The sequence below is a fragment of the Salinicoccus luteus DSM 17002 genome, from assembly GCF_000712035.1.
Classification (GTDB): Bacteria; Bacillota; Bacilli; order Staphylococcales; family Salinicoccaceae; genus Salinicoccus; species Salinicoccus luteus.
Map to the genome: position 1 here is coordinate 568,752 of NZ_KL544008.1, position 13,625 is coordinate 582,376.

General features: G+C 48.6%; 14 protein-coding genes and 1 riboswitch. All 14 genes read left to right on the forward strand.

All coding sequences use genetic code 11. The features are described from left to right. The first annotated feature begins 29 nt into the window (after positions 1-29). The 14 genes from BO53_RS0112660 (at position 30) to BO53_RS0112725 (ending at position 13,451) form a co-directional block, all read left to right on the forward strand. A complete protein-coding gene (locus BO53_RS0112660) occupies positions 30-872 on the forward strand; it encodes an amidohydrolase family protein (protein ID WP_031548797.1) in 843 nt (280 codons plus the stop codon). Positions 873-1,013: 141 nt separating this feature from the next. Beyond that, on the forward strand, positions 1,014-1,496 hold the full coding sequence (locus tag BO53_RS0112665; RefSeq protein ID WP_031548800.1) for an RrF2 family transcriptional regulator: 483 nt from the start codon (positions 1,014-1,016) through the stop codon (positions 1,494-1,496). 71 nt (positions 1,497-1,567) lie between these two features. Next, the gene (locus tag BO53_RS0112670; RefSeq protein ID WP_031548803.1) at positions 1,568-1,801 is read left to right on the forward strand and encodes a DUF896 domain-containing protein; all 234 of its coding nucleotides are present in this window, start codon (positions 1,568-1,570) and stop codon (positions 1,799-1,801) included. A 42-nt stretch (positions 1,802-1,843) separates the two neighbouring features. Continuing rightward, complete coding sequence (locus BO53_RS0112675) at positions 1,844-2,836, forward strand: LLM class flavin-dependent oxidoreductase (protein WP_031548807.1); 993 nt, start codon at positions 1,844-1,846, stop codon at positions 2,834-2,836. A 123-nt stretch (positions 2,837-2,959) separates the two neighbouring features. Further along, positions 2,960-3,439: a SprT-like domain-containing protein gene (locus BO53_RS0112680; protein WP_037342283.1), complete on the forward strand. Its 480-nt coding sequence runs from the start codon at positions 2,960-2,962 to the stop codon at positions 3,437-3,439. 417 nt (positions 3,440-3,856) lie between these two features. Beyond that, a complete protein-coding gene (locus tag BO53_RS0112685) occupies positions 3,857-4,573 on the forward strand; it encodes a prepilin peptidase (protein WP_031548813.1) in 717 nt (238 codons plus the stop codon). Next, entirely contained in the window at positions 4,570-5,253 is a 684-nt protein-coding gene (gene radC / locus BO53_RS0112690; protein WP_031548816.1) for a RadC family protein, read from the forward strand. The genes BO53_RS0112685 and radC overlap by 4 nt, the downstream gene beginning before the upstream one ends. An 11-nt stretch (positions 5,254-5,264) precedes the next feature. Then, the gene (locus BO53_RS0112695; RefSeq protein ID WP_031548818.1) at positions 5,265-5,627 is read left to right on the forward strand and encodes a hypothetical protein; all 363 of its coding nucleotides are present in this window, start codon (positions 5,265-5,267) and stop codon (positions 5,625-5,627) included. 483 nt (positions 5,628-6,110) lie between these two features. Then, positions 6,111-7,847: an ABC transporter ATP-binding protein gene (locus BO53_RS0112700; protein ID WP_031548821.1), complete on the forward strand. Its 1,737-nt coding sequence runs from the start codon at positions 6,111-6,113 to the stop codon at positions 7,845-7,847. Next, complete coding sequence (locus BO53_RS0112705; RefSeq protein ID WP_031548824.1) at positions 7,844-9,592, forward strand: ABC transporter ATP-binding protein; 1,749 nt, start codon at positions 7,844-7,846, stop codon at positions 9,590-9,592. Before BO53_RS0112700 ends, BO53_RS0112705 begins: the two co-directional genes overlap by 4 nt. A gap of 73 nt (positions 9,593-9,665) precedes the next feature. Continuing rightward, positions 9,666-9,768: riboswitch (SAM riboswitch) on the forward strand. A gap of 58 nt (positions 9,769-9,826) precedes the next feature. Then, positions 9,827-10,849 carry a methionine ABC transporter ATP-binding protein gene (locus BO53_RS0112710; RefSeq protein WP_031548826.1) on the forward strand — a complete coding sequence of 341 codons (1,023 nt, stop codon included), beginning with the start codon at positions 9,827-9,829 and terminating at the stop codon, positions 10,847-10,849. Further along, positions 10,833-11,492 carry a methionine ABC transporter permease gene (locus BO53_RS0112715; RefSeq protein WP_031548829.1) on the forward strand — a complete coding sequence of 220 codons (660 nt, stop codon included), beginning with the start codon at positions 10,833-10,835 and terminating at the stop codon, positions 11,490-11,492. Before BO53_RS0112710 ends, BO53_RS0112715 begins: the two co-directional genes overlap by 17 nt. 1 nt (position 11,493) lies before the next feature. After that, positions 11,494-12,297: a MetQ/NlpA family ABC transporter substrate-binding protein gene (locus BO53_RS0112720; protein ID WP_031548832.1), complete on the forward strand. Its 804-nt coding sequence runs from the start codon at positions 11,494-11,496 to the stop codon at positions 12,295-12,297. Further along, positions 12,297-13,451 carry an aminotransferase class I/II-fold pyridoxal phosphate-dependent enzyme gene (locus tag BO53_RS0112725; RefSeq protein ID WP_031548834.1) on the forward strand — a complete coding sequence of 385 codons (1,155 nt, stop codon included), beginning with the start codon at positions 12,297-12,299 and terminating at the stop codon, positions 13,449-13,451. Before BO53_RS0112720 ends, BO53_RS0112725 begins: the two co-directional genes overlap by 1 nt. Positions 13,452-13,625 lie beyond the last annotated feature (174 nt).

The following is a 13,625-nucleotide window of genomic DNA, read 5'->3' on the forward strand; positions in this document are numbered from 1 at the left end:
CGGCAGCAAGATGAGGAGGCGTACATGATATGGCAATCGGCTTCAAGATGAAGGCACCGATTCCCAAATGGGAACCGCTTTTTAAACAGGGGAGGACTTCGGTGGTGGGGAGGTTCCGTGTGCTGAAGGATCTCACACCGACTAAAGCCATGACCATGAAGGATATGCTTGATGAGATGGACAGCCAGGGGGTTACCCATTCCGTGATTCTGGGGAGGAACAATCAGGCGGGCAGTTCGAATGCAGAACTGCTTGATTTCCTTTCCAGCAATGAAGGGGGGCGGTTCTTCGGGTTCATAGGCATCGAGGATATGACGGTGGAGGAAGCGGTGGAGACGATCCACAAGTATGCTGCAACCGGGAGGTTCCATGGTGTGGCAGCCAATCCTGCCAAGATCAGGCCGCTCACACCCATTGGTGACCCAATTCTGGATCCGATATTCGAGGCGTGCATGGAGCATGATCTGCCATTCTGCATGACACTCAGCATGCTGATTACACTTTTGGCTGAAGGGGCGGATTATGACTATATCCACCCGCGCCAGCTGATCCGCGTACTGGAGAAGTATCCGGATTTGGACCTCATCATTTCACATGCCGCCTGGCCCTTTGTCCATGAGTCCATAGCTGTGGCTGTCCATTATCCAAACCTGTATCTCTGCCCGGATTTCTACATGGGATTCCCGGGGGCAGAACAGTATCTGGAAGCGGCGGATAAAGGACTTGAAGACCAGGTGCTGTATGCAAGCTGCTATCCCAATGTGCCCTATGACTACGCAATGAAGCATTACAGAAGCGGTGATCTGCCCCCTGACATCATGGCCAAGATCATGGAGGGGAATGCACGCAGACTGCTGAAGATGGAAGAGTGAACATTTAACAGTACAGATGGATTCTGTACTGTTTTTTTACGTTCAAGTCATCTCATTTGAACGATAGGAATGCATCTGTTATAATTTATTTCAATCTGGACAACAATTATCCAGTTTAGACGGAAAGGAAGTGATCAGGACATGAAAATGAAGACAGGGGTTGAACAGTCGGTCTATGCGGCTCTGCTGCTCAACATGCTCCCGGATGGGGCAGTGCTGCACAGCGAAGAGATCAGCAGGCAGATCGGTGCGTCTCCCACGTATTTTCAGAAGCTGCTCAGGAAGATGGGCAGTGCGGATCTGATCACTTCCGTCCCCGGCACAAAAGGCGGATTCAAGCTGAAGAAGCGGCCGGAGGATATCCGTGTATATGATATATATGTGGCGATAGAAGGGCAGCAGTCCCTCTATACACCTAGCGGCATCTTCGATGGCATGCTCGAATTGGGAAGTGAGGAAGAACACTGCATCCTCGGCAGCCTGATGGATGAAGCGGAGGATTCATGGAAATCCGTGCTCAAACGGGAGACCATCGCTTCCCTGACCGATAAGCTTCAGGCGGAGCAATACAGCAGTCAGATGGCCGCTCTCAGAAAGTGGCTGGATGAAAAGATGGTCGTCTAGGACATTTGAATTCAGAGAGAATAATGTCGCAATAGAGAGTGAGTATTAATATTAAAAGGTAGATGGTAATTATGATTATAGGACTCGATAGGATCAATGAACTGGCAAGAAAGCAGAAGCAGATCGGGCTGACGGATGAAGAGCGTGCGGAGCAGCGACAGCTGAGGGAAGACTATATGCGCCAGTTCCGCGGACAGGTGCTCGACAACCTCGCCGGCCTGACGGTCATCGATCCGCTCGGCAATGACGTGACCCCTGCAAAGTTGAAGCGTGAACAGGAACTCAATAGACTCTTCGAACAATAGCGGCATCAGATAAAACGACAGATAAAGAAAAGGATGTTAATGATGAGATTAAGTGTACTGGACCAGGCACCTGTGACAAAAGGCAACACCGGCGTGGATGCGCTGAGAAAATCGGAGGAACTCGCTGTTCTTGCTGATGAACTCGGTTATTACCGCATGTGGATGGCCGAACACCACGGCATCGGATCCGTCGTCAGCTCCGCTCCGGAAATCACGGCAGCAAGGCTTGCGGCAAAGACTGAGAATATCCGCATCGGCACAGGCGGTGTCATGATGATGCACTACTCGCCACTCAAGATGGCTGAAGTGTTCAAGACGCTCAGTGCATTCTCACCTGGGCGGATCGACTTCGGCGTGGGCCGTGCACCCGGTGGAGACGGCAGGGCGGTCTATGCACTGTCTGAAGGCAAGCGTCCCGAGATGGACAACATGTATGAGAAGTATCAGATTGCGCTCCAGCTGATCAATGACGAGACGCCGGAAGGCAGACTTTTCGGCTCGACACCTGCAGTGCCGGACAATGTGACATTGCCGGAGGCATGGATGCTTGGGTCAAGCGGCAACAGTGCCATCGAGACCGCAAAAATGGGTGTCGGATACTCCTTCGCACAGTTCTTCAATGGTGAACTGAGTCGTGAAATACTCGATGCCTACAGAAGGAACTTCAAGCCTTCAGCGTTCATGGAGAAGCCGGAAATCAACGTGTGCTATATGGTGACGGCAGCGGAGACGCGGGAAGAAGCGGAATACCAGGCAAAGCCGCAGGACATTGCAGGTCTATGGCTCTCACAGGGCAGGATCGAGAAATCCCTGACCCCGGAGGAAGCCAAAGACTATCCACTCACCGAGATGGACAAGATGAAGATCCAGCAGCGCCGTCCACTCCATATCGTCGGATCGGCGAAGGAAGTTGCAGAAAAGCTGCAGGACGAGCAGGAGATGTACGGCTTCGATGAAGCGATGATCGTCAGCATCCCGCACGCGCAGGAGACACGTCTTGATGTCTACAAACTGCTTGCGAAAGAATTGCTTTAATGGATAGATGAAACCAGGGTAGATGATACCCTGGCTTTTTTCTGCCCAAATGAAATTCCATCAGCAAGTAAAATATGAGAAGATGAAGACAATGAAAAATCAGGATGATAGAGGTCGATGAAAATGGAACAGATACAACTGGAGCAGCATGCGGACGCTTTCCTTAAAAGGCAATTCGGCATGCCGCTCGATATACCGATCCGCATTTCAAAACGCATGAAGTCAAAACTCGGAGCCTTCCGAATCAAATATATTCGGGGCAAAGCAAATGACAAGGAAATGGAGATTGTGATGTCCCATACTTTCATCAGTAATAATTCCGCTGAAACCATTCTTGATGTGTTGTACCACGAATGCGTGCACTATGCACTCTTCGCTAAAAATCAGCCCTACAGGGATTCTGATACTATTTTCATTAGAACTCTCGATCGTCTGGGTATTTCCAGGACACGGACCCATATGTACAGGGGAGAGAGCCACCTTTATGAATGCAGGAAGTGCCAGTACCAGTTCAGCAGGAATATGAAAGGGTATGAGAAGCGGTATATTTGTCGGAGTTGTCGTGGAAGGTTTAGGTATGTAGGGGTTGTTGAGAGAAGTTGATGGGTAAGAGATGATGAAAGAAGATTTCGTAACCTCCTTCATTCATTTCTATCAACTATGTATAAAGCACGCATCCAGAAAGACTTCATAGATTAATAATTGATTTTATGTTTCATAGCTTTAACTAAGACCCAATACTTCATAAGTCTTCGAGATTTTTGAGATATTGGGTTTTTTTGTATTTTCATATTTATTCATTTGAAAATCTATATTGTTATAAAGAATTGAATCACTCTTGCTTCGAGCATAGTCAATAAATGTATGATTTTCAAACCAATCTATGCAGAAATAAGAAATCTGTACATTTATAAATACATTAAAAGAATAATCCAGACAAAGGTCCCATGTTTCGTTATTTCTGCATTTTTACAACAAATAATATCGGAGGTAATATGTTTATAGCAGAGGAGGGTGAGTATGGTCTGGATCATATTGATAGGTGGTATATGCGCATCATTCATGTATGCAGTTACAGAAGCAAAACATTTCAGCATTTTATACAGAAGAAGTAAATGCAATAGTTGTCATCATACTTTGAAATGGTCAGAATTGATTCCAATCATCAGTTTTATACTGCTCAGGGGGAAATGTGCATACTGTAGGAGCAAGATTGATTTAGGTTCTTTCATGTGCGAGGTTTTATTGATTTTCTTTTATCTTCTTCCTTTATTTTATGACCTGTCACTTAAGGATTTGACCTTGTATTATCTTATAGTCACTATACTTATACCAATTGCTCTGAATGACTTCAAGACATTTACGATTCCAAACCATATGAGTCTGCTTTTCCTTTTCACTGGACTCTTTTTGACAGATTTATCATATATCGACCCCTTTAAAGATGTAGTGATCATCATCATCCTACATTTGTTCTATTTCCTGTTTTCAGATTCGGTGGGCTATGGAGACATCAAACTGTTCACAGTAATCACACTGGTTACGCCGGTCAATTTTTTTGTTTACACAATTCTACTCACCTATATGATTGGAGGATTATTCATCATCATTCTGCATTTCTACAGGAGTGATATGCCACGCAAGATTCCTCTTGTCCCCTTTATAACAAACGCACTCATCCTATCCTTCATCCTTTATGAAGATATAAATACAATCTATTTCGGAGGGTTCCTATGACACTATTAATCAAAGAAATGCATGACTCTGACAAACCTCGGGAAAGGTTGATGAACTATGGTCCTGACAAACTGACCAATCAGGAACTGTTGGGCATCATCATCAATACAGGCAATAGGGAAGAATCGAGTATTATAGTGGCCAATAGAATCATAAAAGACATGAAGACCATACGTGAACTCAGAGGATTGACCTACCAGGAACTGACCAGTGTAAAGGGTATAGGAGAGGCTAAGGCCATAACAATCCTTGCTGTAATTGAGCTTGCAATCAGAATGCACACCCATTCACTTGAAGAGGATATCTTCATTAAAAGTCCGGATGATGTAAGTGATCTCCTGATGGAGAAGATGAGGTATTTTCAGCAGGAACATTTTGTAGTTCTCTACCTCTCCACCAAAAATATGGTGATACACCAGGAGACAATGTTCAAAGGTTCATTGAACACCTCCATCGTTCATCCAAGAGAAGTGTACAAAGAAGCTGTGAAAAGAAGCGCAGCAGCAATCATTTGCGTCCATAATCATCCAAGTGGAGATCCTTCGCCTTCCAGGGAAGATATAGAAGTAACAAGAAGACTACATGAATGTGGAGAGATGATAGGGGTTGATTTTCTTGATCATATTATTATTGGTTCGGGAAAATACATCAGTTTAAAAGAAATGAATTTCATCAAATAAGGAGTGGGCATATGGGATTGGATATGTATCTATATCTTCAGGAACGTGAGACCAATGAAGTCATTGAATACAGTTATTATAGAAAGTTCAACGCCCTACAGGGTTACTTCGTAAAAAATTTCAGTCTTGAAAACTGTGGGAAAATCAAGTTGTCAGTAGAAATGGTAAATGAGCTGTATCTTTTGCTTAATGAAATTCGCCATTCTCCTGAAAAATCGCATCTTCTTATGCCTGTATTCCCTGGTCCTTTCTTTGGTTCTTATGAATATGACCGGATATACCATAACTACATCAATCAGGCAGCTTGTGACTTCTATCATGCCAAATTCATAGATTATGAAAAATACGATCTTTTCTTCACTTCTGATTGGTAAAGTACGATTATAAACATTACAAATCGATTACAAATCTGTAATATTTGTAAATTCTGTTGAAAACCGAAATAGTTTAGGATATTATAAATATGACTTATAAATGACATAACAAGGAGGACAACCTGATGATTAATGTAATTCTTTCATCCGTAAATCAATTTTATAGTGTTGCCTCCTTTGATAGATTCTAATCACTCCGATTGGATCTAGATATCATATATATTATTTCTTATCTGTTATGGGGAGGCTGCCGCCTCTCTATTTTTTTGCCTGTAATCAGTGTGCACAAATAGAGTGCGCACTTTTTTTGATGTCATTTTTAAGAAAATTCTGTAAACAAGGAGCTGATGATGTGGTATCTTCAATTTGCATAAGACAGTTTGACGCTATGACACCAACGAATAACACAACAAGGAAAACCAGAGGGGACCATCGACTGTAATTGTGGATTGAATCCCTGGTTTCGGACAGGGTGGTGATATCATGTTTGATTTTCTATGGAAATTGAAATGGTATTTTGGAGAACATAAATGGAAGTATACGACAATCGTACTTGTACTGCTTGTGGCGAATATCCTTGAAGTCATTCCGCCCCAGCTGATCGGCTGGACCATCGACTTCATTGCCGGTGGGGAAATGACGGAGCGTCTGATGTGGCAGCTGGTCGGTGTATTCATCGTGGTGACCATACTGACTTATGCGGCGACATATCTCTGGTCCTATCTGCTCTTTGACGGAGCGGTGAAGATCGAAAGCATCATCAGGATGAAGTTGATGCGAAAGTTCCTGCTCATGTCGCCGAGCTTCTATGAACGCAATCGGACGGGCGACCTTATGGCGAAGGCGACGAACGACCTGAAGAGCGTGAATCAGGCCGCTGGCATGGGACTTTTGACCCTGGTGGATGCGACGACTTTCATGCTCACGATCATACTGGTCATGGGATTCACGATTTCCTGGCAGCTGACTTTCTTTGCACTGCTGCCGCTGCCGATATTGGCGATTGTCGAGCAGCGGCTCGGCAAAAGAATCAACGCGGCGCATACGGAGAGCCAGGAGGCGTTCGGATCCATGAACGATTCGGTGCTCGAAATCGTGGAAGGGGTGAAGCTCACCCGGAGCTATGTGCAGGAGGCGGCCGAGAACAGGCGGTTCAGGAGGATGACGGACGACTATCTGGAGAAGTTCATGAAGGTGGAACGTCTTGATGCATTATTCCAGCCGCTGACGATCATCGTCACGACATTCAGCTTCATGGTCGCATTCGGCTATGGCGCGGTGCTTGCGAACCGCGGCCTCATATCTGTCGGAGACATCGTGGCCTTCAATGTCTATCTGAACATGCTGATATGGCCGATGTTCGCCGTCGGCATGCTGTTCAATGTCATGCAGCGGGGAAATGCTTCGCTGACGCGCATCAACAGTGTTCTGGATACGGAAGATGATGTGAATGATCGGGGCGTGCATGGCATTCAGGAATCAAATATGGATTTCGACCACGTCTCGTTCCAGTATCCATTGAGTGGCAGAACGAACCTGGATGATGTATCACTCACGCTAAAAAGCGGTCAAACGCTCGGCATCGTAGGCAGGACGGGCAGCGGTAAATCGACGCTCATCAAACAGCTTCTGAAGTTCTACCCGGAAGGGCAGGGGAGGCTGGTCATTGATGGGCGGCCGATATCGGAGCTTGACCGGAGAACACTGCGGGAGAAGGTGGGATATGTCTCCCAGGAGAACATCCTCTTCTCAAGGACGGTGCGGGAGAACATCCTGTTCGGAAATCCCGGTGCGACGGAGACACAGCTTGAGGATGCAATCCATCTCAGTGCGCTCGATCAGGACCTCAAACGGATGCCCGAAGGACTCGAGACGATGGTCGGTGAAAAGGGCATCGCCCTGAGCGGCGGCCAGAAGCAGCGGATTTCCATTGCACGGAGCCTGATCCGGGATCCGGATATACTGATCCTGGATGACGCCCTCAGTGCCGTGGATGCAAAAACGGAAAAGCGGATCATCGACGGCATCCGTACGAATCGTACGGATAAGACGACCATCATCGTGACGCACAGGCTGTCTGCTATCCAGCATGCTGACCTGATCGTCGTCCTGGATGACGGCCGGGTCATAGAGATGGGGACCCATGCTGAGTTGTCCGCTTCAGATGGCTGGTACAGCCGGCAGAACGACTATTATCTGAAGGGGGGTGCATCGACATGAAGGAAATGAAAAGACTGATGGGCTATGCCTTTAAGTTCCGAAGGCATTTCATCCTGGGGATATCGCTCATGGTGCTGATGGTCGGATTCGAACTGCTCGGGCCTTTTATTGCCATGCAGATCCTCGACCATCATATACAGGACGGTACAGGGCAGATAGAAATGCTGCCGATCTACCAGCTCCTTGGCGTATTCCTCGGCATCAAGATGATGCACGCCATCTTCAGCTACCTGCAGGAGATCGTGCTGCAGAAATCGGGCGCCCTCGTAGTGCAGGATATCCGCAATGAGGTCTTCCGGCATGTGCAGAAGCTGCCGATCCGCTACTTCGACGATCTGCCGGCCGGCAAGGTGGTCGCCCGAATCACGAATGATACGGAATCCATCCTGCATATGTTCTCAGAGGTGCTGCCGATGTTTCTGGTGAGCACTCTGACCATCGGCGGCATTACGGCAGTGACATTCTTCATCAACTTCTGGGCGGGACTTGCCATGCTTGTGGTCATCCCTCTTGTCCTCATATGGATGATGCTCTACAGGAAGTATTCGGAAGGGTACAATCATATGCGGCGGGAGCGGAACAGCGACATCAACGCCATGATAAATGAGTCGATCAGCGGCATGCCGATCATCCAGGCCTTCAACCGGGAATCCCAGGTGACGGAGGAGTTCAAAAATCTGAACGATGGCTATGTCAGAAGTTCGAACAGCCTGATCAGACTTGAAAGTGCCACCGGAGAGAACCTTATGGGGACCTTCCGTTCCCTGCTGTTCGCTGTGCTGGTCTATATATTCGCCTCCGCTTTCCTCGACGGGTCGGCAGCCCTGTCGGTCGGGACGATGTATATCCTGGTCGACTATATTACACGCTACTTCAACCCGTTGTTCGAGATCATCCGCCAATTGGATATATATGAACAGGCGCGGGTGGCGGCGCTCAAAGTGTTCGAACTGCTGGATGCGCAGGCAGAAGAGGATGACACGGGTTTGCTTGGCGAATTTGATGGACATATCGCCTTCGAACGGGTTGGTTTTTCATATGACGGCAGACATCAGGTGCTTGAGGACATCAATATGGAAGTATCCCCAGGAGAGACGGTGGCACTTGTCGGTCATACAGGGTCCGGCAAAAGTTCGATCATCAACCTGCTGATGCGGTTCTATGACCCGACCGGAGGCACCATACGGTTTGATGGCAGGGATATCAAAAACATCGGCAAGCAGTCTTTGAGGCAGTACATGTCGATTGTGCTCCAGGATCCCTTCATCTACAGCGGGACGCTGCTGTTCAACCTCAGGCTGAACAATACCGATATTACGGAAGCGGAGGCAGAGGCGGCACTCGTGAGTGTGGGTGGGGCTGAAATGCTCTCCAGGCTGCCGGATGGCGTGCATACAGAACTTGCAGAACGCGGTTCGACACTGTCCCTTGGGGAACGGCAGCTGATTTCATTCGCACGTGCTCTGGTGTTCGATCCGAAAGTGCTCGTACTGGATGAGGCGACAAGCAACATCGATTCTGAGACGGAACAGATGATCCAGCATGCCATGAAGGTCGTAAGCCGGAACAGGACGACATTCATCATTGCACACAGACTCTCGACGATCCAGCATGCAGATCAGATTCTCCTGCTTGATGGCGGACGTATTGTCGAGCGGGGCAGTCATGAAGCCCTCCTCAAATCGGGCGGGGAATACGCTAAGATGTACACCATGCAGGTGGCCCATGTATCCGTAGTGGAATAATTGTGGGCCGCAATATTTTGAAATTTGACTTTTCTCCTATGTTAATGTAGAGTAATGAGCATTCAATTGAATACTTTTATCCAGAGAAGTGGAGGGATTGGGCCCTATGAAGCTTCAGCAGCAGGCCGGGAGGTACTGTGCTAAATCCCGCAAGCCCTAGGCTTGGCAGATAAACGATTGAAGCCATTTGCCTTTGGGCAGGTGGCTTTTTAATTTCAGGAAGGAAGTGATGGGATGGCCATTGTGCTTGAAGATGTGTCGAAGACATATGAAGTCAAGGGGAAGAGAATTGAAGCTTTGAAAAAACTTTCCCTGACGATAGAGGACGGGGAGATATTCGGGCTGATCGGTTTCAGCGGAGCAGGGAAGAGTACGCTGCTCAGACTGATCAATCTGCTTGAGGCGCCAAGTTCCGGCAAAGTGAATGTGAACGGGACTGACCTCGGGAGTCTGACGGGGGATGACCTCAGAATCCGCCGGCAGAAGATCGGCATGATTTTTCAGCAGTTCAATCTGATCGAATCGAAGACAGTCTATCAAAATATCGAATTCGTTCTGAAGGCAAGCAGGTATGACAGGAAGAAAATACGGGGGCGCATCGAGGAGCTTCTCGACCTTGTGGGGCTCGGCGACAAGGTGGACAGCTATCCGAAAAACTTGAGCGGCGGCCAGAAGCAGCGTGTCGGCATCGCCCGCGCTCTGGCGAACCATCCGGATGTCCTGCTATGCGATGAAGCGACCAGTGCACTTGACCCCGACACGACGAAGACCATCCTGAAACTTTTGAAGCGGATCAATAGGGAGCTTGGTATTACAATCGTGCTGATTACCCATGAAATGGAAGTCATAAAGGAAGTTGCCGACCGTGTCGGCGTCATGTCGGAAGGCGAGGTTGTGGAAAAGGGTGATGTCTACAGCACGTTCAGTCACCCTAAGCATGATGTGACGAAGGGGTTTGTGCAGGATATATATGATTTTGCCATCCCGCCCCATATCGATGTGAACAATCGTTCGGAAGTGATTACGATCAAATTCCTCAACGAGCATGCCGAAGCGAACTATGTCAACCAGCTCTACCGCCATTTTGAATGCGACATCAGCATTCTGAACGGACGCATCGAATACATACATGATATGCCTCTCGGTTTCCTGATGCTCCACATCAAGGGTGAACCGGAGGAGATAGCGCGTCTGAAAAGCTTCATCGACGAATCCAAAGGAATAGAAAGGGCTGAAATCTATGCAGAGATTGACTGAGATTGCACCGCTATTGTACCGTGCACTGCTGGAGACGACACTGATGGTTTCCATTTCCATCTTCTTTGCGGTGCTGCTCGGGCTCCCGCTCGGCATACTGCTCTATATCACGGCGAATCCATTGCTGTTTCGGATAAAACCTTTAAACCAGTTTCTGGGCGCAGTGACCAACGTAATCCGCTCATTCCCATTCATCATACTGATCGTCGCAATCATGCCGATTGCCACCTGGCTGACAAACAGTTCGCATGGTCCGGTATTTGCAAGCGTGGCGTTGTCGCTCGCGGCCATTCCGCTGTTTGCACGGCTTGTTGAAACAAGCTTCAACGGCGTCAACACGGGTGTCATTGAGGCGAGCATCGCCGGTGGTGCCTCCCTATGGCTGATCGTGACGGACGTCCTGATACCGGAATCAAAACGCGGCATCACACAGGCGATTACGCTGACGATCATCTCCATCGTCGCCTTCAGTGCAACGGCGGGTGTCGTCGGCGGGGGCGGCATCGGCGACCTTGCCATCAGATATGGCTACTATCGCTATGATACGGTGACGATGGTTGCGACAGTCGTCGTGCTGATCATCATCGTGCAGCTGATACAGCTCATTGGAGACTACTTGAGCCAAAGACAGGAGGGGAACTGATATGCGTGGAATATTGATATTTCTTGCTTCGGCACTGGCAGTGATCATCGGATCAAGCGCCCTGCTCTATGAAGGGGAGGGCGAGGTCATTACAATCGGTGCATCAACGGGACCGTACAGTGATATGGTGAATTTCGCCCTGAAGCCGGCACTCGAAGAGCAGGGGTATGTGGTGGAGATCGTCGAATATACGGATTACATCCAGCCGAACAACGCGCTGCATAATGGCGACCTCGATGCCAACCTCTATCAGAACAAATCCTTCATGCAGGACTTCAACAACGAAAATGGCACCGACTTCATCAATCTGATCCAGGTGCCGACTGCGCCGATGGGGCTCTATTCCAGCGCATTCGATTCCATCGCAGAGATTGAAAATGGAAGCGAAGTCGCATTGCCGCTCGATCCGGTCAATTCCTCAAGAGGGTTCCAGACACTGATGGACGCAGGACTGATAGAAATTGCTGAAGATGCAAATATGCTGGCCATCGAAGAGGAGGACATCCTTCAGAACAACAAGAACCTTGAGTTCGTCTACCAGGATTCGGGCCAGCTGCCGAGGAGTGTGGACCAGATTGGGCTGTCGCTCGTGCCGGGCAATTTCGCCCTTGCAAGCGGCATGGATTTGGCTGATGCACTGCAGCTTGAGAATATGAACGAGAATTTCCGGAACCAGATTGTCATCAATGCAGAAGATGAGGATACGGAACTCGCCCGTGCCCTGATCCAGGCAGTCGAGTCTGAGCATTTTAAACAGACGATAGACAACCAGTTCCAGGGCTTCGATAAACCGGAGGGGTTCTGATGGCAAACAGGCTGATTGAGAGCATACCACCAAGCTATTTTAAAACGGCAATGTCGAGTGACGTGAAACAGGGACCGCTGCCGCTGATCAATCTGGCGGTCGGCATCCCGGATGGGGAGACGCCGGAGCAGATTCTGGGTGCAGCGGCCGATGCCCTATATAAGGAAGAGAATCAGCGGTATGGTCTTTTCAGGGGGAAGCAGTCCTTTAAGGATGCGATCATCAGATTCTACTTTGAACAGTATGGCGTAGAACTTGCGGAACACAATATAGCGATACTCTATGGTACGAAAAATGCCCTGGTCCAGTTTCCAATGCTGTTCATCGAACCGGGCGAGGGCGTCTATCTGCCGAACCCGGGCTATCCGGACTATGAAGCCGGAGTGAGGCTGGCACGTGGAGAAGTCTATGACCTTCCGCTTCTTCCGGAGAACGGCTACCTGCCGGACTATGACAGTCTACCCGACAAGGAGCTTGAAAATGCAAGGCTGATCTACCTGAACTATCCGTCCAATCCACTCGGTGCCGTCGCAGACAAGGAATTCTTCGACCGCACGGTGGCGCGGTTCAAGGGTACAAAGACACGCATCGTCCATGACTTCGCCTATGCCCCGTTCTCATTCGAAGGTCCTCACCCGAGCATGCTTGAAAGCGACCCGGATCTAGAGTGCTCCATCGAGATATACTCACTCTCCAAGGGCTTCAACATGTCCGGTTTCCGGGTGGGGTTTGCGGTCGGCAACGATGAGATGATCGAGACGATCAATACGTATCAGGACCACACCCAGACCGGCATGTGGGGCGTCCTGCAGGATGCCTCCATTGCAGCACTGGAGAATGCAGCAGAGATACTGCCGCACCAGGAAGAGAAGTTCCGGCAGAGAAGTGACCTTGTGACTGGGGCATTTACAGAAATGGGCATCCCGATCAACCCCATCAGAGGCGGGATCTTTGGATGGATTCAGGTGCCGGAAGGCCATGACGGGGAATCCTTCAAAGAGTTTCTCATGAAAGAGCAGTCCATCCTCGTCACCCCGGGCATCCCGTTCGGTTCGAGGGGGCGGCACTACATCAGAATTTCGCTTGCCGTCAGTGATGAGGTGCTGGAAAATGTCATTTCACGGTTTGGAAACATCCGACATCTATGGCAGTAATGTGGAAAAGTACAACATTTAATTTCGAATCCCCCCTTGAAAGGATGCCGGAATACATGTAACATAATAGATGTAATGAAAACGACATAACAAGTCATGAAGTAGTGATGTCCATCGCGAATCGTGGCTTTTGATAGAACAGATCCATTCTTGTTCTAGATATCATATATATTA